Genomic DNA, 22,328 nt, shown 5'->3' with positions numbered 1-22,328 from the left:
CTACAACTTATACCCTGTTGCCACCAGATAGACTTCACGGGAACGCGCCCGTGATGAGTCCGGTTTACGTGTTTTGACGACCTTGAACGCCTCCTTGACCGCTTTCATATACTCGTCAAAACCCTCCCCCTGAAAGACTTTAACGGCAAAGCTGCCATTGGGCGCCAATACCTGATGGCACATGTCCAGCGCCAGTTCCACCAGATACATGGCCCGCGGCTGATCAACACCATCTGTACCACTCATGTTGGGTGCCATATCTGACAGCACCACATCCACTTTATCATCACCCACCCGCTCAAGGAGGGCTTCGAGTACCGCATCTTCACGGAAATCGCCCTGCAGGAAGTCTACCCCTACGATGGGATCCATCGGCAGAATATCACAGGCAACAACCTTGCCCCTATCACCCACAAGTTTGACAGCGACCTGAGACCAGCCACCGGGAGCAGCACCCAAATCCACCACTGTCATGCCCGGTTTAATCAAATGATCCTTTTCCTGCAATTCTTCCAGTTTGAAAGCGGCGCGGGAACGTAAGCCCCGTTTTTGAGCCAATTTCACATAGTGATCATCGAAATGCTCCTGCATCCAGCGGGTGGAGCTGGCAGAACGTTTTTTAGCTGTCATTAAAAATCCGCGACAAATGAGAGTTACACAAGGGCTATATAAGGGTAGAATACCCAACTTTCAACAGTAACTCAGCAAAAGTTGGTAGAAATGAACCTGACGACCAAACAAAAACAGCATCTCAAAGGACTGGCGCACGATTTAAAGCCGGTGGTGCTGCTCGGGGCCAATGGCCTTACCGAGGGAGTGCTGGCTGAAATCGACGGAGCCCTGAATCACCACGAACTTATCAAGGTGAAAGTGGCAACCAGCGATCGCGAAATGAAACTCGCCATCGTTGATGCCATTGTACGTGAAACACAGGCCGCCAAGGTGCAGCTGATTGGTCACGTGCTGGTGCTGTATCGCCAGTCCGAAGAGCAAAAGATTGCTCTGCCGAAGGCGCGTTAACCTCTCGCCTTCTGCCATAAGAGAATCAACAAAAAGCCGCTAAAAAGCGGCTTTTTGTTTAATGGTGAAGAAATCAGATGTATTTCACTTCAACCACTTCATAGGCAGTAACCCCTGCAGGGGTATTGATATTCACTTCATCCCCCAGGTTTTTGCCGATCAGGCCACGTGCGATAGGGGAGTTAACCGAAATCAGGTTTTCTTTGATGTTCGCTTCATCATCACCCACGATGCGGTAAGTCACTTCGGCATCAGTATCCAGATTCAAAATGGTCACTGTGGTTCCGAAAATAATGCGGCCGGTGTTTGGCATCTTGGTCACATCAATGATCTGCGCATTGGACAACTTGCCTTCAATATCACGGATTCGTGCTTCACAGATCCCCTGCTCTTCACGGGCGGCGTGATATTCGGCGTTTTCCTTAAGATCGCCAAGCTCTCTTGCAGCGGCAATGGCTTCGGTGATTTTAGGGCGACGGTCGAACTTCAACAAGTCCAGTTCTTTACGAAGCTGCTCAGCTCCAACCACCGTCATAGGCACCTTGTTCATAGTGTCTTTCGTCTCCTTAAAACAAAAGCAACCTGATGCCGGTATCTAACCAGCACAGGAAAACGATGCATGAAATTGGCGCTAGTGTACCCTGAAATCCGTTCCCGATGCACGACAATTCCCCATGAAAAACGCCCCATTCGGGGCGTATATCTATGGGGGAGGTAAGTATTACTTGCGAACGCCTTCCACCACCAGGTCGAGGGTAACGTGAGTAGACGCTGGACCCAAATCATAGTTAATGTTGTAGTCCTTAAGAGCAAAACTGGCTGTGCCGGTAAAGCCTGCGCGATATCCTCCCCAGGGATCAGTGCCCTCACCCACGGCAACGGCGTCTATGATCAGCGGCTTGGTCACACCATTTAAGGTAAAGTTACCGCTGATTTTTAATTTGCCATCGGCGTCCGCTGTTACTGCAGTCGACTCGAACACAGCCTCACTGTATTTGCCTGCGTTGATAAAGTCGGCACTCTTTAAATGTTTGTCACGCTCGGCGTGGTTCGAGTCCAGACTCTGGGTGTTCACCTTCACCTTTACTTTAGCGGTTTCAGGGGATTTGGCGTCAAAGCTAAATTCACCGCCAAAATCATTGAAGCGCCCTACAACAAAGCTGTAGCCCAGGTGATTCACTTTAAAATGGATAGACGCGTGGGCGCCCTGGCTGTCAATCACATAGTCAGCGGCAAAGGCCGGGGCGGCCATCACGGTGCTGGCGAGCAGAGCAGAGATCAGTGTCTTTTTCATGGTTAAGCTTCCTTTTGCGGTCTTAAAATACGTAATAAGGTGGTGTCTTTATCAATCAGGTGGTGTTTGAGGGCCGCCAGCGCATGCAGAGCCACCAGGCCAATCAACGACCAGGCGAGCAGTGCATGTACATCCCCGGCAATATCTTCCTGCCCCTCAAAGGTCACCAAAGCCGGAACAGACACCAGACCAAACACATCCAGCGGCCTGCCATCGGCGGTGGAAATCAAATAGCCACTGAACACCAGCGCCAGAGGGAGCAGGTAAAGCAGTAAATGAGTAAACTTGGCGGCCATCTGTTCAAGTGCGCTGCCTAGTGCTTTGGGAGAAGTACTCTTTACCCGTACGGCCAGTCGCAGCAACAAGAGTAAAAACATCAGAACGCCGAGGCCCTTGTGCCAAAAAGGCGCTGTCTTGTACCAGGGGCTGTAATAGGTGAGTTCCACCATCCACAGGCCCAGCGCAAACAACCCCAGTATCAACATTGCCATTAGCCAGTGAATACCTATGGCAAACCAGCCATATCCGGAAGAACGATTTCGCCACATATGATCACCAAAGCGAGTTAACGAGAATGGTTATCATCTTAAGGCGTGCATTGAAAAAGAAAATCGCTAAAAATCGCCAATACGGTTCGATTTTTTAGAAAAGTGAAGCAAATAATGCTGAAAAAGACATGGATGGGCCAGGCAACACTGAGTTTTACGAGGAACAAACCCGCAGACAAAGCCAACTTGCTGGTTAAATCGGCAGAAAAACGCCATTTTACGGCGCTTTGGCGATTATCTGGCCAGACGCACAGGGACAGAGGAAAAAGCGCTTGCAGGAAAAAAATGACCGCTATATTATACGCGCACTCCAGACAAGACGGGCACAACAACCCAGTCTGAAGTAGACGACTAACACTCAGTTTAGTTGCCCGAATAGCTCAGTTGGTAGAGCAGCGGATTGAAAATCCGCGTGTCCCTGGTTCGATTCCGGGTTCGGGCACCACCTTTAAAGCCGGCATAGCTCAGTTGGTAGAGCAACTGACTTGTAATCAGTAGGTCCCGAGTTCGACTCTTGGTGCCGGCACCAAAAAAAGCAGTAGTAGAAGCCACTCAATCGAGTGGCTTTTTTCATTCTGGTAATTCGTATCTGAGCAGCATTCTATATCCTGCGATATTTGAACAAAAAAGGAGGCTTAAGCCTCCCATTTCTAACCGCGCTTTATCACATCAGACAGTTACTTCCAGCTACGCATTTTATAGCCTTTCACTGCATAGAACAGGATAAACAGATAGCATGGCAGCATTACCATGTAGCCACCTTGCTGGCCAAGTGATGATGCCTGGCTGGTCAGGCCCCAGAACAGTGGACCAAAGGCACCACCGGCAATACCCATCACCAGCAGCGCAGAGCCTGTGCTGGTGAGCTTACCCATCCCGGAGAGCGCCAGAGGCCACACCGCAGGCCATACAATGGCGTTCGCCAAACCGAGGAATGCAATCAGGATCAGGGTGTCTGGCAGCATGGCACCACCAAAAGGCACCAATACCACATTGGCAATCGCATAAGAGTTGTTATCACCAAACAGGATCCCAAGCGTCAGCAGAATCCCGAGCACCGCAGAGATCATCAGTGCAGTCGGCTGAGAAATAAAACGTGGGATAGTAAGGATACCCAGAGTGTAACCCAGCACCATACAGACCATGGTGTAAGAGGTCATCACGCCGTAATTTTCAACTCCGAGGGAGAGCGCGAAAGTACCAATGGTATCACCGGCAATAACTTCCACTGCGACGTAGAAGAATAACGCAACCACACCCAACGCCAGATTCGGGTGAGACAAGGCTTCGCGGATCTGACCTTTGTTGTGCTGCTCATCCTGCTCTTCACTCTCGAGCTCTGGCAACGGAGATTTCTTGACCAAAATGGCAAGGAAACCGATAAACAAGGCCATACCCAAATACGGGAACACCAGGCCATTCGCCATTTCATCGATTTGGCCAGCGCTAAGCTCGGTACCCACGCGGTCTTTAAACGAGTCCAGGATCAGCGCGGTGAACACCAAAGGTGCGATAACGCCAGCGCCTTTATTCAAAATACCCATCACACTGACGCGGGCTGCAGCAGACTCTTCAGGGCCGATACGCACCACGTAAGGGTTTACAGCCGTTTGCAGTAAGGTTTGGCCAGCGCCCATTACCAACTGTGCAAACAAAAACAAGCCAAATATTTGGGTTTTGGCGGCAGGGATAAACAACAGCCCGGCGATCATCATAATCCCCATTCCCATCGCCATGCCGGTCTTATAACCCACTTTACGGATCACCCACGCCGAAGGCAGTGCGGTAAAGGTGACAGCGATATAGAAGGAAAACAGGATGAGCGATGCCTGGAACGGGGTAAGTTGCAGGATCTGCTTGAGGTACGGCATCAAAGAGCCATTTAACCAGGTTGCAAACCCGAGAATGAAAAAGAGCCCCGCGACAATCGCCATAGGGATAACGCTGCTACCTTTAGTTTCACTTTTCAGAGTCATTTCCATAAGCCTGTTTTCTTATAGTAATTAATGTTTTGATGCCAGGTTGATTGGCATCGGCTCACCAGAAGGTTTATCCCGCTCCGCAGGGTGAGAAGCAACGAAAACCGATTCTTCCTTCAATGTTTAACTGATGTTAAAACACAACACTTAAAAAGACAACGCTGTCATTTTATTTAAACACAATTAGCAAAATCACCCGAGGTGCTTGAAGCTATCCAACAAGATAGCACTGCTGACTTAAATCCGGATGAATATCCCTTTACGGTACATCCAGTAAAGCAGCGCCCACTGCACCAGCAAAAAGCCGATGGCTGCCGCCAACGCCTGGGCAGGCAGAGGTAACACATTGATAAGTCCTCCAAAGAGGCTCTTACTGAGGTAATCCCAGTTCATCAGGCTGGACGCCAGATAAATAATGATGGAGTTCACCCCAATCACCACGAAGGGGAATGCCAGTCGTTTTGCACCGAGCAAATCCACCACCACATAAAAGAGAGCGAAGAACAACAAGCTCCAGCCGGTGGTCACCAGTACAAAGCTTGAGGTCCACAAATCTTTGTTCACCGGCAATAGCGGATTAAGTCCCCAACCGTGCACCAGTGCCAATACCCCAGCCCCGGCCACAATACCTGCCTTGGCCCAGTCCCCCCCGGGGTGTGGCTTCACAATAAAGCGGCCAACAAACACGCCCATCAGCGCATTCACTATCGCCGGCAGAGTAGAAAGAATGCCTTCAGGATCGCTTGGACGGTTTTGATAGGTCATCCCGGGGAGAAAATGGGTATCGATCCAGGCGTTGATGGAACCAGCGGGCGTCAGCACACCAGCCTGACCACCGGGAACCGGCAGCCAAAGCTGAATAGCTGCGTACCCAAGTAAAATCACCACGGCCGCCACTATCTGAGTGCGAAGACTGGTGTGCCACACCAAAAGCGCGGCAAAGAACCAGGCAAAGGCTATTCGGCCAAGCACACTGGCGTAGCGCACCTCATCTGGATGAGCCGGAATACCAGCGCCCCAGCCATGGTTATACAGCACCCCCAGGGCCAGCAGCAGAAACAGGCGCTTAAACGCATGGCGATAAATGGGGTTACGCTCGGCAGGCGGCAGCTTGTCGAGGCGTTTGGGCGACAGCCCCAGCGCTACACCGGAGAGGAAAATAAACAGTGGAAAAATCAAATCGTAGAAGGTAAAACCATGCCACTGACTGTGGTGCATTTCGGCATCGGCAAGCTGCCAAAATGACCAACCAGTAAGAGCGAAGAGTGCAATAAACAGCTTCTCTCCACCGAGGATCCAGAACATATCGAAGCCCCTCAAGGCATCGAGAGACGTTAACCTCGGCTTTTCAGCCTTGCTCTGAGTTGCTTGCATCTTTTTATCCTTTGTTTTTGTTATGCTTTTCTATTTTTCAGCTTCTCACAGATAAAAACAGGCCCCGGAAGAGCTTACTCCGCCAGGGCCAACAGTCATCAAGTGTGGTTCACAGACCAAACACCTGCTTGCCGCCAATCCAGGTGCCACGGCAACGGCCGTTATCATCGAGCAGCACCAAATCGGCTTGCTTACCGACAGCCAGGGTCCCCACCCTGTTGTCGATCCCAAGGAAGGCGGCGGGATAGAGTGACGCCATGCGAATGGCTTCCGCCTGCGGCAGCCCCAGCATGTCGACGGAATTTTGCACCGCACCGGCCATGTCCAGCACACAACCGGCCAGCTCTCCGGTCAGGGCATTGAGCTTGTCGCCCTGACGCACCACCTGGATACCAAACAGCTCAAAGCTGGCATTCTCATCCATGCCAACGGGCGGCATGGCATCGGTCACCAACATCACCTTACCTCGGGGCTTGGCTTTGATGGCAATACGGGCCGCCGCTGAATGCACGTGGTGACCATCAACAATCAAACCACACCAGGCATCATCGCTGTCGATAGCGGCGCCAACCACGCCAGGCTCACGGGAAGTGAGTGCCGACATGGCGTTATAAAGGTGGGTAAAACCGCTGGCACCAGCTTCGAGTGCTGCAACAGTGGTGGCGTAATCAGCATTGGAGTGGCCCAAACAGACCTTCACTCCGGCTTCGACCAGCGCACGGATCACCTCGGGAGACACATTCTCAGGTGCCAAAGTGACCACCTTCAGCCCCAAATCCTGACGGGCAAAAATTTTCAGCTCACGATCGCCGATACGGCGAATATGCGACTCTGGGTGCACGCCTTTTTTTGGCACAGACAGATGAGGCCCTTCAAAGTGAACTCCAAGCACGCCGGTGGAGCCTTTGGCGATAGCCGCTGCTGCCGCATCGGCGGCACGGGCCATGGTCTCTACCCCATCGGTGATGAGTGTTGGCAAGAAACCGGTGGTACCAAAGCGGGCATGTGCGGCACCAATGGCCTCGATAGCAGCGACCGTTGGCGTGTCATTAAAGAGCACACCACCACCACCATTAACCTGAACATCGATAAAACCAGGTACCAGGGTGCCCTGCAATTTCACCTCAGCCGCGCCCGCTGCCGTATCGAAAGCCTGCACATGGCCATCCTCGACGGTCACAGGCACGTTAAAGTGAAACTGCTCGCCATCAAACAGGCGCTCGGCGATAAGGGTCGTTTTCATGCACGCTCCGGCAATCATTTACAGGGTCTGGGTAACTTTTTTCAGGCCCGCGGGTGCGTCAGGGTCGATACCACGGGCAACCGCAACGGCGGCCACATCAATGTAGAAGCGTTGCAGCAGCGCAAGTGGCGCCACCCGTGGGTGGATGTCGGTGGAGGTTTGGTTCAGGTGGACCAAATCGGCACCGCGGTTACTGACGTTCTCAATCTGTTCTATGTGGCTGGCATAAGATTCATCACCCACGCACACATCCACGATGGTCAGCTTCTTTTCAACCAGAGTCACAGGACCGTGGAGGAACTCGGCGCTGGAAAAGGCTTCAGCATGGATAGAGCACACTTCTTTAAGTTTAAGGGCTATCTCTTTGGAAACTGCATAACCAAGGCCGCGCCCCAGTACCACCAGGTTACGCACGGCGCCAATACCTTCGGCAGTCAACTGTGGCTCAGCGTTTACCGCGGATTCCAGCGCAGCAGGCATGGTCTCAACGGCCTTGACCAGTGACTCGCTCTGGGTCCAGGCAGCCGCCAGTTGGATCAGTGCAGACAGGGTACACAGGTAGCTCTTGGTGGCAGCAACGGCTTTTTCTTCATCGGCACGCAGCGGTAAAACTACATCAACAATATCTTTGATTGGGGCTGTTTCATCGTTTACCAGGGCCACACAGAAGGCACCGGCATTTTTCGCCATACGGGCCTGGGCAAGGATATCAGGGCTACGACCCGACTGGGAGATCACAATGACCAGCGCGCCCTCAAGTTTCAGCGACTTGCCGTACACGCTGGCAACAGAAGGCGCTGCAGCAAATGTGGGTACACCAGTTTCAATTTCAAACAAATACTTACCGAACACCCCTGCATGGTCGGAACTGCCACGGCCCACAATCATCACGAAGCGGGGGTTCAGTTCCCGCAGCTTGGCGCCGAGCTCGGCAGCGATCTGAGCGTTGGCAGCCAACTGGGCCGCTATTTTAGCGGGGGCCGTGCGGGCTTCCTGCTCCATGATGGTATTGGTCATCTGTGTCACCTTAAGTCTGGAATATAGTGGGTAGAGTCAACTGCCTCAGGCAGCTGGCTGTTTTGTATGTTGTTGAATAGCAAAAAGCACCGCCCCCATTTCCGGGGCAGCCAATGCAGGTTCAAGCCGCGCGGTTACATCCTTATCCAGCCATTTGGCCAGTGGCTCGGCCAAACCACCAATCATGGAGAAGCGGCTCGGGTTCAGGGCAAACAGCTTGCGGGCCATTTCGCTGATATAGTCCGCGCCTTCTTTAATGATGGCCTTGGCCACATCATCGCCTTCATCAGCGGCGGCCAGCACTTCGCGGGCAAGTTTGGCGTAACAACTCGATGAGCGGCCAGCCAGGTTCTCAACAATGCCCAGAGCATCGTTTACGCCCAGGTTGGCAAACAGACGTCCGGTCAGCGCACTGGGTTTAGCAAACCCATCGAGGTGAAGCAGAACATGCTCGGCGGCGCGTAGCCCTAACCAGGCGCCACTGCCTTTGTCACCAAGGGCAAAACCATGGCCACCCAGGCTCAGACTGTCATTCCCCAAATGCACATAGCCGCATGAACCGGTGCCGGTAATAATCACAGCGCCATCGGCGCCCTGGTGGGCACCAATACAGGCAGTATGCAAGTCAGAGGTGACATACATGCCCTTGAAGGGATGTTGCCAGCCCTGCACATCGGCAAGCAGTCTTGGTACGTTCACACCGGCAAGCCCAAGCCCAGCCACCAGCGAACCTGCATCACTGAGGCTCAGGCCCGCATCTTTAAGCGCCAATTCGGTAGATGCCAAAATCGACTCAAAGGTCTGCTCCAGACCAAACAAAGGGTTGGCTCGCCCGGCAACACCTGTGCCCAGCACCTCGAGTTTGTGGTTATACAGGGTAGAGCGGCATTTGCTGCCACCGCCATCTACACCCAGATACAACTGCCCTTCCAGGGTTTGCTCAAAAGCCATGAGTTCCTCTTTGCACATTTGAATTTGGCGTGGTTCCGTTGCCCACAGCCTATGCATTTTCAAGTTAATCCCATGTTACAGCAAAAATGACAGCGTTGTCATTTGTTTTTTGAACAGGGAAAGAATTCTGTGTTCACCCCGCGGGAAGCCCGCGTAAACCGTCAAACTGACATTAAAAAGAGGTCTGATTTTCACAGGGAAAAATCAGACCTCTGTTGTTACAGCATGGTTACTTCACTTCGAGGGTACGGCCCTTACGGGTACCATCTGCCGCCACACCGCGCACTTCAACCGGCAACCTGGTTACCGCAACCGGCCCCTGATAAGACTGCCAATTGCCACCGGCCTCGCGATATTCGATACCCAAACCCGGGAAGGCGATATTGGCGGACAACTTGCCATCTTCAATCCGGGCACCAACTGTGGGTACACGGTAGTGCACACCGGCCAAATCCAGCTTGGCCAACTCTTTATGGCCAAGGGTGTTAGCCATCTGCTGCCAATCGGCGGCCTGCAGCGCCCGGGCTTCGGCGCTGAAAGTACCACTGCTCAGGTTGTAGCGCGCGCCTTCATGGTTGTAGGGCGCTTCCCAACCCGGCTTGTGCCAGGCACGCTCCGCCAACATCAGCAGGCGCGGGAAAATCATGTACTGGGCCTGCTCGTCACTGCGAATGGTCTCGCTCCACAGCTGGCCCTGCACGCCATAGAAGGCCTTACCAGGCTGCATAGGCTCGCTGATAACCTTGCCCGCTTCATCCAGCTGCTTTGTGTCGTCGGCGTCGAAGGGGTTGTTCTCGATATCCAGCCACTGCTCGGCATTGGCCGGCAGGTTACCCGGCATAAAGCCGAAAACCTTTTGGCTGTTGGTGGCGCGGCTCGCCCAGTAGTAGCCATGCTCCTTCGGATCGGCCTCGTACGGGAAATCGAAATACAGCACCTCAGGGTTAGACAGTACGACTTCCCAGCCGAGGTTAGCCTGCTTGTGGGCACGCTGATGACCTTTGTGAGCGACCAGATCCCAGATGTTGCTCTGGTTCATGGCTGGCATTTTTTCCGGGCGGGTGTGGCTCATGCCATCACTCCAGCCAGCAGGCTCAATGCCCTTGTCGTGCAGCATGTTGGCCACCCGCTCGATAAAGTAAGCACCCAGCTCACTCTTGTCGGTCACGCCCTTGTCGTTATTGGCAATAAAAGCTTCACACTTGGGCGACTCAAGCCAGGCACCGGCGGTTTCATCGGCGCCAATGTGATAACGGGTCAGCGGCTGTCCGGCTTCTTTGTGGAGCTTGGCGATTTCATCAATCACCTTGTCAACAAAGTGGTACGTCGACTCGATACACACGTTGAGGGTGTTGTCATCGTAGTACTGAATAGAGCTATAAACCGTCTTATCCTCCGGATCGATAAGGCGATATTCTTCAGCGCCCTTGATATCGCCCACTTGCGCCAGGCGGCGGTATCTGGCCTCCATGGCCTTGACGGCAGCGCGGCTGTGGCCGGGCATGTCCATCGACGGGATCACCTGAATTTGTCTGGCTGAGGCGTATTTAAGGATCTCAATATAGTCAGCCTTGCTGTAGAAACCATTGACCTTCACATCGGCATCCGGGCCACTGCCTAGCTGCGGCAACAGACAAGAGTCTTCAGCGAGGTCGTGACAACGTTTGCTGCCCATCCTGGTCAGCTCCGGCAGGCCGTCAATCTCAAGACGCCAACCTTCATCATCGCCCATGTGCAGGTGCAACTTGTTGAGCTTATAGGCCGCCATCTGGTCAAGCAGGCTCAGCATAAACGCCTTGGAGTGGAAGTTACGGGACACATCCACGTGCATGCCGCGAAAGCCGTATCTTGGCGCATCTGTAATGGTTTGCGCGCTGATAACCGGCTTGCCTGGCTGCACAAGCGCCGCCAGTGACGACAGACCATAGGCAAAGCCGGCATCGGTGGCGGCTTTAATCTCGGCGCCCTCAGGGCGAATAACCAGCTGATAGGCTTCTGCACCAAGTGAGTCATCACTTACCAGCTTAATCCTGGCACCTGAGGAGTCCTCCTCAATACCCAGGCGGCCAAGACGCGCCAGCGCAGCTTCAATGTCACCTCTATCCAGGCCCTGTGGCAGTTCAACGGCAATACCGCCGGACAAGTCCAGCGTGCCAAGGCCCGCTTCCAGGGTTTGCGACAAAGGCGCAGGCACTATGCGCTGGGCCGCCGCGGCAGGGTCTGCTACAAGCGACTGATTCGCTTCAAACAGCACAGGCGCCGTTGCCCATGGCAGTTTGTCGTTATCGGTACGACGATACTGCTTGTCGGCATCAGTAAAGGCTTCAACGTAAGGGCGCAGCTCAAGGCCAGTTTCGGCTTCAACCGCAAGCCTGGTGCTGGCAATTACCACAGGCTTAAGCCCCGGCGCGGTAATGTAATAATTGGGCATGGCATCGGTTTCAGACAGCTGCCACAGCTCGCCGCGAAACGCCAGGGTCTGACTCTGGTTAGCCTTGAATCCACCAAAACGCTCGGTTGGCTTGATGCGATGCAAATCGCCTTTTACATGCTCAATCACAAAGTCTGTGCTTTGCACTAACTGCACCGGGCGCATCTGGCTGTAATAGATTTCAAAATCGCGGCCGTCGAAGTCGATGGGCGACGTCAGCACAATCTCGGCCTGAAAGCAGCGGCCTTCACCTGCGTCTTTTTTGCACTGTTCATCGGGTCTGTTGGTCACAACCCGGTATTTCACGTCCAGCCCATCGGCAAAGGCCTGCAAACTGGCCTGGCTAAGCACCGAAGGCTCGGCGACAACAGCAGCGGGCTCGACCGGGGCTTGTGAGCACCCACTGACACCGAGGGCGAGAAAAATCGCAGATGCGGCTAAGGAGAATTTCATTGTTGTCCTCATTTTTCCTGTTTTCAGGGCTACAACCTGAATAAGTTTACAAGTGCCCGCAATCTTTCCCCCTGTTGAAACAGGCGCTCACCGGACTGCGCCAACGAGGCGCTGTCCGCTGAGGCCGAACCTGAGATGCCGGCGAGATCGTTCAAACTTCTGGAAATATTTTCAGTGACGCTGGTTTGCTCGGATGCAGCATGAGCCACTTCGGTATTCATTGGGTTGATATTGGAAACCAGGCGGGTGACGCTGGCAAGAATGATGTTGATTTGCCCTGACTGCGCGAGCGTGATATCGGGGAGCGCCAAGACTCTCTTTTGGATGACGTCGACGACATGCATGTATTGGGCTCTGAGGGTGCCATCGCCTTCAGCCCAGCGCGCAAAAAAACATCCCTGCTTGGGTGCTGAAAAAGTATGGCAATAGCTCATATTTTTAAAAGTAGCTGGCTCAGCAATTTGCTTATGCTGTAGTTTGCGGTTCAGTTGTGAAAAGCCGCTGTAATGGCCAGAGGGTACCAACTTTTCAAACCATAGGGTGCACCGCCCAGTGTTGGTATTCGTTATCAGCAATATTCTGATTCCGGCACAGCAATACAAAACAGCAAACAAAACAAAAATAAACAGTTCGTTAAACCAAAACATTAGTTGCACTGCGCGGCCCTCTAATCAGGCTTCTGCCATGGAAATATTCTTCTTTTTATGTTCTGGGGCTCGGGCATATTGACTCAATTTAAAAAAAAGCTGGGCGCCGTGTACAGCACCCAGCCAACAATAGTATCTGGGGAGAGACTATTTACTTAAAAATACAAATACATAGCCGCCCGACAGTTATGTATTTGCCAATAAACACATGAAGAAGGAGACCTCATCCCTTTCATGCAGACCTTACAAGACAACAAAGCCACACAAGCAAATGACAACGCTGTCATCAATTACATTACACAATGAAGCACTGGATTTCTACAATTTTTTGACATTTTTTCTGCGATTCCGGGAATGCTTTGTTATCGCGGTACTTTCAGGAAATTACGATACAACCTTAGCCAGGCTATACAAAACGTAACAGTCATCTCATTAGCAGCTGAAATCTCAGTCAAGCTACTGCCGTTGGTATAACGGTTCATGGAAAGAGCTTTGCAAATGCCCAACCTGCACTGCTGGCTGTGGCAGCAACGTCATTGATTGCCCAAATCCAAGCTGACTTTAAGCCTAAGCGTTAAGCGCTTGTGACCTCCGACGACCAATTTTTGCCCACAGCGTAAGAAGTCAAACCAAAGCGGGCCACATTATGCCTGCGCAACCCTGGCTTCACCGTAAAGCTGTCATGAGTATAACCATTCAGAAAACCCAAACTGCTTTTTCGCCTTATGAATATTCCCCGGCAACTGCGTTATATTGATGCAGCCATACACAGATTTACGGTTAACCATGTGGTGACATGTTCCACAACCATTGATAACATCGGGTCTTCGGTGTCCGAATCCAGCTGTCATTAATGAAGCTCGCGGCTCTCCAGATGGAGTTTTTAAACCGGATACATGACTATTAGATAAAGGATAATAAGAATGACTGCGCAGTACGTTCCTCTCAACAACAATGTTCACAAGAATATCAAGGTTAAACAGGCGCTTGAGCTTAAAGAGTTTGAAAAGCACCACATGCTTCCTTTGGTTGTACAGGAATTTATGCCTGCCGCTACCAGTTTCCCTATCATATTCGCCAAAAACACAGAAAGCGGTGAGTTCCAGCCAGTGGCGATCACCTCGCTGAAGCCTGAAAGCAATCAGTTTATTAAGGATGGCAAGTGGACCCAACGTTATGTGCCAATGCAGCTACGCGTGGCGCCGTTTATCGCCGGTCCGGATGAAGCTAATCAGAAGCTGATGATTGGTATCAATCAAAACAGTGAATTGCTGAGCGAAGATGAAGGCGTCGCGCTGTTCGATGAGCAAGGCGAACAAACTGAATTCCTAAAAGATCGCGTGAAGTTTATCGGTCAACTGTTCGACTTCCGGGAAATGACCAAGCAGTTTGTTAAAACACTGGCAGACCACGACCTGCTGCATCCCAAAACACTTACTGTAAACGGTAAAGACGGTGCAAAAGCCAACTACGACGGCATCTACATGGTTGATGAGCAAAAACTGCATCAGCTGAGTGATGAAGCCAAGCTGGAGCTATTCAACAAAGGCGCACTATCTGCTATTTACGCCCATCTTGCTTCACTGAACCAAATCGATCTGGTAATGAGTAATTAACCTCGTACCGCTAATACCAAAAGGCCGGGAAATTCCCGGCCTCTTCATTGTAATCGAAGATAAACTCACCGCTCTCCCTCACGAGCCAGCACCGCCTTCAACCCGTCCAGCCAGTCTTTATGAGCGAGCAAATGTCTCGGTGCAGCTTCAACCATTTTATTATTCAGCGCCATTAATTTCCGGCTCTGCTCAATTTCAGCCTGAGTAATGGCTTTAGGTTTGGTCTTAAATTTCATCCCATAAAGGACGTAGAGGAAATTTTTGTCATCAAATAAATCGAAGCGGGTAAAGAAATCCGATTGCTGAGGCGGACGGATAGCAAACTTGGCCAACCGTTCTTTCAGTTCATCTGACCAGGTCTCACTATCACGATTATCATCCCAAAAACCGCTGTCCTGCCTGTCAGACAAGCAGTAATGCAACTTAATGAAATCAATGACCCGTTCCCATGCGTAGGTCAGAACCTTGTTGTAATAGGGCCTGACGATATCCATGTCGTCAGTCTCTCTGGGGAAGTTCTTGGCAAGCAATTCCGCTGAAAAATCAGTGACCAGGATAGAAGTCGCTTCCAGTGGCTCAACGAAGCCCTGCGCCAATCCAAGGGTGGCACAGTTTTTGGCCCAAAATTCCTGGCGGTAACCTATCTGCATCGGAATTTTCCGGGGGCTAATGCTGGTCTTATCCACACCAAGATATTGAGCAAACAACGTGTGAGCCTCATCGTCGCTCATATATTTCGAGCAATAGACAAATCCGGTACCACGACGGGTGGTAAGTGGAATGTCCCATATCCACCCCGCCTTATGCGCGGTAGCCGTGGTATAAGGGGCCAATGCTTCGCCCTCTTTCAATGGCACCTGTTGCACCATCACTGAGTCTGTCAGCAATTGCTGCCCTTTGTCGACAAAGGGCACTTTGAGCACTTTATCGAGCAGTACCGAATGAAATCCGCTGCAATCAACATAAAAGTCAAACGCAAGCTCTTGTCCATTCTCAGTAACCAGGGCTTTGATGGCGCCATTGTCATCCAGCAATCCGCCTGTCACCGTGGCGTATTGATGCTTGACGTTGAAGCGGGATTTGGCGTTTTCGGCCAACAGGCTTGCAAACTTTTGCGCATTGAAATGATAGGCATAGGATAAGTCCCCGACATATTCGCCGGAACTCTTCTTTTTCGGCGCCAGGCCTAATTCACAAATTCGTCCCTGAATGCTGACGTCATCAAATGGCTGTAAATCAACTTGCGTAAGCCAGTAAGGGGTAACCTCATATCCACTTGGGTAAGGGGCATCAAACGGGTGGTAGTAGTGGTTTTCGCCATGCTCTCCTGGGTCCATCCAATTGACAAACTTTATCCCCTGCTTAAAGGTAGTGTCGCATTTAACCAGTAAATCCGCTTCTGATATACCAAAGCGTTTCAATGACTTCATGATATAGGGAACAGTGCCTTCACCAACACCGATAGTGGCGATATCGGGCGACTCAATCAGAGTTATTTCAATATCGGCGTCGCCCGCAAGCTCGGCGCCAAGATGATTGGCAGCTAACCAACCTGCGGTTCCCCCACCTAATATCGCAATCGTCCTTACTTTCATTTCTATATCCCGCTCAAAATAAAAAACCCAGCCTAGACTGGGTTTTTAACACACCTACAGATTAGAAGTTAAAGCTGGCACCCAGTTTATAGGTGGTCTCACCTTTAAACGACCAGGTTGGGTAGCCATCCTGCAAAGCAGGCTTAACTGCTGTACCCACGCCGGCAGCGCCATACTGAACGTCATCTTCAGCGGTCAGGTTAATGAGCTCCAGTCGCAGGGCAATGTTCTCTGTAACATTCCATCCCAGAGTCACATCCAGCGTACCGAAGTCATCGTGCATGCGGTTACCGTAGTACTTACCGTATTCACGCACCATGTACTCGCTACGCCAGTTGTAGGCAGCTCGGGCTGAGAAATCATCATTTTCCCAGTAGCCCACCAGGTTGGTGGTGTGCTTGGACGCTTCAGTAAACACACCAATACTATCGGTGTACACCTCGGCTGGTGCCGTACCATCAGTGAAGGTGTAGTTGGCATTGATACCGAAACCGTTATCCCAGGCATGGTTCAACTGAAGTTCGATACCATCGATAGAACCACCACCAGCATTCATGTAGCTATCTACAATCCAACTGTCAGCCGGCACGTCAAGGTCATTGTTGATTACACCAATAGCCTTGGTTTCCGGGGCGGTTGCCACGATGAAGTTACTGATATCCTTGATGAAGTAAGTAGCAGCAAACAGATTGCCATCACCATAGTAGTACTCGATGCTGACATCAGCCTGAGACGACTTCATTGGCTCCAGACCGGGGTTACCGTAAGTGATCTGCTCGTTACCTTGACGGTCATCCGGATAACCGGTCGACGTTGACAGGAACAGGTTGTCATAGTTTGGACGGGTAATAGCCTGACCAGCGGCCAAACGCAGGATAAGGTCATCAGCCAGATCAAATGCCACGTTTACGCTTGGCAGAACGTCATGATAGCTATCACTTACACTGTGAACTTCTTCACTCCAACCAGCGTTAATGCCCAGATTGTCAGCAGGTGAGTTATCGATAACATGGCCGCTTGAAGTCACGTCGGTTTGGATATAACGCAAACCGAAGTTACCGCGAAAGCCTTCCCCTTCGAAAGAAAACATGCCGTACAGAGACAGGTTTTCTTCATCAATTTTGCCATAAGCCGGACGGCTATAGGCAAACTCATCAACCAGAGACACAGTGGCATCAATCATGGCGTCCAGGTTGGCTTTTGGAATGGTCCATTCGTCATAGCCCAGCTTCATGGTGCCGCTGTACAGGTCAGTGCTGTTGAAGACATTTGGCAAGCTGCCATAAATGGCACGATATTCTTTTTTCTCGAATGTGTGCTCTGTATAGCGGATACCGGTTTCAAACTTGTTGATAACACCCAAATCCAGGTCGAAGTCCAGATCAACTTGCACATAAGACTCTTCATCGGTGTTCGGCCCTTGGATACCGGTCCACTGAGAAGTACCCACTGTGGTGTCCAGATTGTCGATGCCAAAGCTCATGTCACGGCCATTGATATCAATTTGCTTACCTGTGGCATCAACCACACCGGCCCATTTGACATCTTTGAACTTGTCGCCCCACCAGCCATAGCCGAAGTTTGCACTCATCTGAGTACCACCTTCCGCCTTGGTCTTACCGGCTACGGCTGCAATGGCATAGTCATCACCTTCGTATTCCATGTTCAGTTCGAAGGTGTCAGAAGTCATCTCACCCTTACGAGCCCAGTTCTGGAAAAATACATCTGATGGATCGCTTTCGGGAGTATCGCTGTAAGTACATACGCCGGCATCATTAAACTGCAGGCAGTGCGAATCACCAGCTCCCCAGTTGGTATCGGTATTGATGTACATGTTGGCACCAATGCTGTCCGCTCCCAGTTTGAGAGACAGGATGTGAGCACCGAACTCCAGGTTATCAGTAGGACGATATTGCAGTGTCGCATCCAATGCGGTGCGCTCCTGGCTTTGCAGGAAACTGGATGGCTGGATGGATGAGCGACCGCCCCAGTCAAGATCAGCTTCGGTACCAACACGCAGGTACTCACGATCTACGTAAGCACCGGAGACCAGGATACCGAAAGTTTCGGCTTCGTTCTTCCAGCTATAGAGACCAGAAACTTCAGGAGCCAACTCTTCATTGATAGAACCGTATTCGCCCTTAACAGAGCCAAAAATGGAATTGGCTTCCATATCCAGTGGCTTACGGGTTTTCACTATCACTGTACCACCGATACCACCTTCAACAAGGTTAGCCTGGGTGGTCTTGTATACTTCCATACCACCAATCAGTTCCGCAGGCAGCATGGAGTAGTTGAAGGAACGGTCAATGTTCATCTGATCGTACCAACCAGTAGAAGCAACGTTTTGACCATTCAGCGTGGTAAGAGTCATCAGAGGATCGGTACCGCGGATAGAGACTGAACTACCCTGACCGAAAGCACGACCGACAGTCACACCAGGAACGCGACCCAATGCCTGACCTACGTCAGAGTCTGGCAGCTTACCGATATCTTCTGCAGTTACAGCATCAACTACCGCGTTGGAAAAACGCTTTTCATTGATGTTGGCTTTGTTGGAAGCGCGGATACCGCGTACTTCAATTTTTTCAATGTTGGCAGTTTCATCGGCAGCTTCTGCAGCCACTGCACCTACTGATACCGCACCACCGAGGAGGATAGCGATATTGGTAGCGAGGACACTTTTTTTAAAGGTAGATGGTCGCATCTCGTTTCCCTTCCAGTTTATTTTCTTATCGTTTTTTACATCCATAACCATTCCCGCAGGAATGACAACGCTGTCATGTCTAGCGCAAACATTACACAATAATTAACAGCGTTACCACAACAAAATAACTTGCAGGTGAAAAAAAGTGTTTCCAACACCTGTCTGACAAACACCCCTTACAAAAACACCTTTTTTCAACAGTATGTTATCTTTATCATCTTAATTGAGCATGAAGCATTAACACGCCTGAGATGTTGCTGAGATGCCACAGAAGGGAAAAGGCAATTGCCAACCCCGATAAAAATCAGCACTATACGTGAAATATTTTCAAGCAAACTCCATGTGATTTCCGGCCTGTATTTTTGCAGTGAAGCCCATCATTAGGCCTTCGGGAAATTGCATATAACCAACTGAGTAATTGAGCTTTTACATGAAAGTCACTATCAATGATGTAGCCAAATATGCAGGGGTATCGATTAAAACTGTATCCCGTGTGACTAACAACGAGCCGTCGGTAAAGCAATCCACCATTGACAAGGTGAATGAGGCCATTAGAACGCTCAATTATCAACCGAACCTTGCTGCACGAAACCTCGCTGGCACAAAGTCCTATGTCATTGGTTTTATATATGATAACCCCAATGCCTATTACATCATTGATATGCAGAACGGGATTTTGTCGGCATGCCGAAACAAGGGCTATGAGCTGCTCATCCACCCCTGCGATGCCAAGGCACACACCATCTGCGACGAACTCACAGCCCTGGTTAAGCACGCTCGTTTGGCTGGCTTGGTATTAACACCGCCGCTGTCGGAAGATCCCAAAATTCTTGCCGCGCTCGATAGCATTGAGGCGCACTATGTACGGATTATCGCGGGTGATGAGTCAAAAGAAGACAGTTGCGGCCTGACGGTACTGGTAAATGACCGCCACGGTGCGGTGTCCATAACCCAGCATCTGATAGATTTAGGCCACGACAAAATTGGCTTTATCAGCGGCGATGAACAACACCAGTCCACCAAAGAACGGTTTGCCGGATTCTGTGATGCTCTGGCTGACAACGGGATCCCGTTTAACCGTCAACTTGTAGTCGACGGCGAGTATTCGTTTGAATCGGGTGTTGAAGGCGCGAAAGCCCTATTATCATCAACGCCAAGGCCATCAGCCATTGTGGCCTGTAACGATGAAATCGCAGCCGGAGCCTTATTCGCCGCACGTTTAATGGGCGTTGATGTCCCCGGCGATGTATCTATCGTGGGATTCGAAGACAGCCCCTTTTCGCGTCAAACCTGGCCCAAGCTCACAACTGTGCATCAACCCAACGAAAAAATCGCACACATTGCCACAGAGTTACTGATTGCCAATAGAAAAGAGTTATCTTCCGAGTGTGCGAAAGTATTCACGCCAGAGCCGGTTATCCGCGACTCCAGCGCCAAACGCAGACAATAAATCCAGCTAACGTATCAGAAAATGATTCGTAAAGACCGGGCGTAAATCTCATCGCCCGGTTATGTTGCAGCAACTAAGCTCAATGAAGTTTTAATTTCGGCCGCTGCCAACGAAGTAACTTCTGTGCCAGTCGATAAACCATGGCTGAAAACCAGCCAAACAAACTCGCCAAATGACGATGGTAGAGGGATAGGTACATAAACCGCGCTATATGCCCTTCAATAAAGAAGTCACCACTTCTAAGATTCCCCATCAGGTTGCCGACTGCAGAAAAGCGGCTTAACGACACCAGAGAGCCGTAATCGCGGTATTCAAAAGGAACTTCAGCCCTATCTTTAAGTCTGTTAAGGATATTTCGATATAATGTTTCCGCCATCTGCGAAGCGGCCTGTGCCCTTGGTGGTACAGGCTTGCCATTCGCCAGGATAAGTTGCGCACAATCTCCGAGAGCATAAATATCTCTGTGTCCTTTTACACGCATACATGCATCCACCTCAACTTGATTGCGGGTGGTGATTGGCAATTTACTCAAATCTGAAAACACATCCGGCCCCTTTACCCCAGCAGCCCAAACCTTGATCTGGGCGGCTATCAGGTTGCCATCCTGCGTGATAAAGCCTTCTTTTGTTACCTCTTTAACCTGGACGCCCAGGTGCAGGTGAACACCTATTTTGTCCAAAACGGCTTGAGCCCTGCCACTGACCCTATCAGCCAACTGAGGTAAAATTTTAGGAGAAGCTTCAATAAGATGAATATCTAAATGTTGCTTGGAGATATTCTGATATCCGAATTCTTTAACCGACTCAATGACATGATGAAGCTCAGCTGCAAGCTCCACCCCTGTCGCACCACCTCCAACGATTCCGATACTAAGGCGGGTTTGAGTTTCACTCAGCAACATCAGGCCATCCAGCAGACGACGGTGAAAACGGTTGGCACTTTCCAGATTATCCAAAAAAATACAATTCGCATCAGCGCCACGGGTATTAAAACTGTTAGAAACGCCTCCGAGAGCCAACACCAGGTAGTCATATTCAATCACCCGAGGTTCCATCAGCAATTCATTATGGTCGTTATAAAATGCGGACAATCGTATTGTTTTGGCATCAGGATCCAGAGCTTCCAGTGCACCACGTTGATACCTATATCCGTTCTTTAACCCATGATCTCTGTACAACAAGCCTTCTATGGATTGATCAATAACGCCTACAGCGACTTCGTGAAGTTTCGGCTTCCAAATGTGGATCGGGCTCTTATCGATAAGCACAACATCTGCTTTACCTTTGCGCCCCAACTTGCGCCCCAACATGGAGGCCAATGCTAGGCCACCAGCACCGCCGCCAACAATCACTATCCTTTTTGTGCCCACTGACATCCCCTTTTTACCGGTCACTGTTATAGCACAGCCCTCTTCCACGATAAGGTTCCCACCACTGGGCAGGTATTCGGGAAATCGCTTTACTCGACTGCGACGGGGCCAGAAGGCCCCTTACTTCATACAGCTTCTTCATTTTCCTCGCCGGTACGGATCCTGATAACCCGCTCGATGTCGGTGACAAAAATCTTACCATCACCAATCTTACCGGTTCGGGCTGTATCCACTATGACATCAAGAGCCTGGTCCAACAGTTCATCCTGAATGACCAACTCAATTTTCACCTTAGGTAGAAAGTCGACCATATATTCAGCACCACGATAAAGCTCAGTATGGCCTTTTTGGCGTCCAAACCCCTTCACTTCAGACACAGTCATGCCAGTTATGCCAATTTCTGCCAGTGCTTCACGTACATCATCCAGCTTAAAAGGCTTGATTATGGCTTCGACTTTTTTCATCCACCTGCTCCCTAAATTGTTTACTCACTCGTGACAACTTGCTCAAGAATACCAAGGCTAGCTTACCACTGCGAAGATTTTATCGAGAGAAAAATCCGTTGATGTTCTCCAGTTAGAACAATATATGACATCCATACAAACCTGAACCAATTCATCTATACTCAGTCAAT

Annotated in this window: 17 protein-coding genes, 2 tRNA genes and 1 pseudogene; 5 read left to right on the top strand and 15 right to left on the bottom strand. The window is 50.8% G+C overall.

From position 1 onward, the window contains the following. Positions 1–630, bottom strand: a complete 630-nt coding sequence (gene rlmE, locus ABYK60_RS00490; protein WP_372869808.1) for a 23S rRNA (uridine(2552)-2'-O)-methyltransferase RlmE — start codon at positions 628–630, stop codon at positions 1–3. 90 nt (positions 631–720) lie between these two features. Here rlmE and yhbY point away from each other — a divergent pair, with 90 nt between their 5' ends. Further along, positions 721–1,020 (top strand): ribosome assembly RNA-binding protein YhbY, encoded by a 300-nt coding sequence (gene yhbY, locus ABYK60_RS00485; RefSeq protein WP_372869806.1) that lies wholly within the window; start codon positions 721–723, stop codon positions 1,018–1,020. Between the two features lie 73 nt (positions 1,021–1,093). Here the strand turns inward: yhbY and greA are convergent, their stop codons facing one another. The 3 genes from greA to ABYK60_RS00470 form a co-directional block, all read right to left on the bottom strand. Continuing rightward, positions 1,094–1,570: a transcription elongation factor GreA gene (gene greA / locus ABYK60_RS00480; RefSeq protein ID WP_372869805.1), complete on the bottom strand. Its 477-nt coding sequence runs from the start codon at positions 1,568–1,570 to the stop codon at positions 1,094–1,096. 171 nt (positions 1,571–1,741) lie between these two features. Next, complete coding sequence (locus ABYK60_RS00475) at positions 1,742–2,314, bottom strand: YceI family protein (RefSeq protein ID WP_372869803.1); 573 nt, start codon at positions 2,312–2,314, stop codon at positions 1,742–1,744. A 2-nt stretch (positions 2,315–2,316) separates the two neighbouring features. After that, positions 2,317–2,862, bottom strand: a complete 546-nt coding sequence (locus ABYK60_RS00470; protein WP_372869801.1) for a cytochrome b — start codon at positions 2,860–2,862, stop codon at positions 2,317–2,319. A 369-nt stretch (positions 2,863–3,231) separates the two neighbouring features. On the opposite strand from ABYK60_RS00470, the gene ABYK60_RS00465 reads away from it, so the two are divergent. Together ABYK60_RS00465 and ABYK60_RS00460 are read left to right on the top strand one after the other, a co-directional pair. Then, positions 3,232–3,307: transfer RNA gene (locus ABYK60_RS00465), tRNA-Phe, on the top strand. Positions 3,308–3,315: 8 nt separating this feature from the next. Then, a tRNA-Thr gene (locus ABYK60_RS00460) sits at positions 3,316–3,391 on the top strand. Between the two features lie 148 nt (positions 3,392–3,539). On the opposite strand, the gene nagP is transcribed toward ABYK60_RS00460, so the two are convergent. From nagP to ABYK60_RS00425, 7 genes and pseudogenes are all read right to left on the bottom strand, one after another. Next, positions 3,540–4,844, bottom strand: a complete 1,305-nt coding sequence (gene nagP / locus ABYK60_RS00455) for an N-acetylglucosamine MFS transporter NagP (RefSeq protein ID WP_372869799.1) — start codon at positions 4,842–4,844, stop codon at positions 3,540–3,542. Positions 4,845–5,078: 234 nt separating this feature from the next. Continuing rightward, entirely contained in the window at positions 5,079–6,215 is a 1,137-nt protein-coding gene (nagX, locus tag ABYK60_RS00450; RefSeq protein WP_372869797.1) for a transmembrane glucosamine N-acetyltransferase NagX, read from the bottom strand. Between the two features lie 109 nt (positions 6,216–6,324). Next, the gene (nagA, locus tag ABYK60_RS00445; RefSeq protein ID WP_372869795.1) at positions 6,325–7,458 is read right to left on the bottom strand and encodes an N-acetylglucosamine-6-phosphate deacetylase; all 1,134 of its coding nucleotides are present in this window, start codon (positions 7,456–7,458) and stop codon (positions 6,325–6,327) included. An 18-nt stretch (positions 7,459–7,476) separates the two neighbouring features. Continuing rightward, positions 7,477–8,475 (bottom strand): glucosamine-6-phosphate deaminase NagB-II, encoded by a 999-nt coding sequence (gene nagB-II, locus ABYK60_RS00440; RefSeq protein WP_372869793.1) that lies wholly within the window; start codon positions 8,473–8,475, stop codon positions 7,477–7,479. 45 nt (positions 8,476–8,520) lie between these two features. Next, a complete protein-coding gene (gene nagK / locus ABYK60_RS00435) occupies positions 8,521–9,426 on the bottom strand; it encodes an N-acetylglucosamine kinase (RefSeq protein ID WP_372869791.1) in 906 nt (301 codons plus the stop codon). A 229-nt stretch (positions 9,427–9,655) separates the two neighbouring features. Beyond that, positions 9,656–12,310 carry a family 20 glycosylhydrolase gene (locus tag ABYK60_RS00430; protein WP_372869789.1) on the bottom strand — a complete coding sequence of 885 codons (2,655 nt, stop codon included), beginning with the start codon at positions 12,308–12,310 and terminating at the stop codon, positions 9,656–9,658. Positions 12,311–12,339: 29 nt separating this feature from the next. Further along, positions 12,340–12,570 (bottom strand): annotated as a pseudogene (locus tag ABYK60_RS00425) (methyl-accepting chemotaxis protein); the annotation flags it as partial. Positions 12,571–13,880: 1,310 nt separating this feature from the next. Between ABYK60_RS00425 and ABYK60_RS00420 the strand changes: the two are divergent. After that, on the top strand, positions 13,881–14,573 hold the full coding sequence (locus tag ABYK60_RS00420) for a SapC family protein (protein WP_372869787.1): 693 nt from the start codon (positions 13,881–13,883) through the stop codon (positions 14,571–14,573). A gap of 65 nt (positions 14,574–14,638) precedes the next feature. Here the strand turns inward: ABYK60_RS00420 and ABYK60_RS00415 are convergent, their stop codons facing one another. Further along, positions 14,639–16,168, bottom strand: a complete 1,530-nt coding sequence (locus ABYK60_RS00415; RefSeq protein ID WP_372869785.1) for a tryptophan halogenase family protein — start codon at positions 16,166–16,168, stop codon at positions 14,639–14,641. Positions 16,169–16,229: 61 nt separating this feature from the next. Continuing rightward, positions 16,230–18,875: a TonB-dependent receptor gene (locus ABYK60_RS00410; protein ID WP_372869783.1), complete on the bottom strand. Its 2,646-nt coding sequence runs from the start codon at positions 18,873–18,875 to the stop codon at positions 16,230–16,232. A 430-nt stretch (positions 18,876–19,305) separates the two neighbouring features. Between ABYK60_RS00410 and ABYK60_RS00405 the strand changes: the two genes are divergently transcribed. Then, entirely contained in the window at positions 19,306–20,325 is a 1,020-nt protein-coding gene (locus tag ABYK60_RS00405; protein WP_372869781.1) for a LacI family DNA-binding transcriptional regulator, read from the top strand. Between the two features lie 79 nt (positions 20,326–20,404). Here ABYK60_RS00405 and ABYK60_RS00400 read toward each other — a convergent pair whose 3' ends face one another. After that, on the bottom strand, positions 20,405–21,694 hold the full coding sequence (locus ABYK60_RS00400; RefSeq protein WP_372869894.1) for an NAD(P)/FAD-dependent oxidoreductase: 1,290 nt from the start codon (positions 21,692–21,694) through the stop codon (positions 20,405–20,407). A 125-nt stretch (positions 21,695–21,819) separates the two neighbouring features. Then, positions 21,820–22,158: a nitrogen regulatory protein P-II gene (glnB, locus tag ABYK60_RS00395; RefSeq protein ID WP_372869779.1), complete on the bottom strand. Its 339-nt coding sequence runs from the start codon at positions 22,156–22,158 to the stop codon at positions 21,820–21,822. Between the last annotated feature and the right edge of the window lie 170 nt (positions 22,159–22,328).

Origin of the sequence: Shewanella sp. (genome assembly GCF_041630135.1) — a bacterium.
Lineage (GTDB): Bacteria > Pseudomonadota > Gammaproteobacteria > Enterobacterales > Shewanellaceae > Shewanella.
The sequence above is the reverse complement of the archived record's forward strand: the minus strand, read 5'-3'. Positions and strand labels throughout refer to the sequence as shown.